We start from the raw sequence: 733 nt of genomic DNA, 5'->3' as shown, positions 1-733 counted from the left end.
GAAGATGGGGGACTTCTTCCGCATCTTCGCGGCGCTGATTCCGCTCATCGCGATCTTCGTGGGGGCTATCCCTGCGGCGGTCAGCGGCCTCGTCGCACTCGGCGGGGCAGCCCTTGCTGCGGCAGGGGCGTTGGCTGGTGTCGCGGGGCTTGCCGTCCTCGGCGCAGCCCTTGACGCAGAGGGGAACGTCGAAACGGAACAACTCACCAATCGCATTGAAGAACTGTTCGACCAAGCGACAGCCGAGTTAGGCCCCGTCGTACAGCAGTACGCGCCGTTGCTCAACGACGCGTTTCGTACCGTTGAGGCCACGATTGCTGGAATCGCTGACGAGGCGGGTGTCTTCCGTCGCGTCGTCGGGGACGCTCGTGGTGCGTTACAGTACCTTGAGACTACGGTCCCTTCGGCGTTGCGAGACATCGTTCGGTTTGGGGACGCCGCTATGCCCATCCTCTCGGGGATTATCCGCGAGATGGGTAATATGGGAATCCTCCGTGCGTTTGCGGACCTGTTGGTGCGGACCATCCCACTCCTCTCGACGTTGACCGCCGAGATCGTTGGGATGATTCCCGCCGTCATCCAGCTCTCGGAAGGGTTCCTGATTACGGCGACTGGTCTGACGATGTTGCTCGGGGTGTTCTTCGACATCATCAACGTCGTTCCGTACGCAGGGCAGTTCATCGGTGTCCTCACGTCGCTGTTGCTCGGCCTCGTCTCCGTGACGGCGCTTTAC

At 61.8% G+C, this 733-nt stretch carries 1 protein-coding gene; it reads left to right on the top strand.

Annotated elements, in window-relative coordinates; genetic code table 11:
- The coding region (locus EXE42_RS18855; protein WP_199240790.1) for a hypothetical protein at positions 1–733 on the top strand (733 nt) is incomplete at both ends.

It is taken from the genome of Halorubrum sp. SP3, assembly GCF_005435195.1.
In the GTDB taxonomy this organism is placed as follows: domain Archaea; phylum Halobacteriota; class Halobacteria; order Halobacteriales; family Haloferacaceae; genus Halorubrum; species Halorubrum sodomense.
The sequence above is the reverse complement of the archived record's forward strand: the minus strand, read 5'-3'. Positions and strand labels throughout refer to the sequence as shown.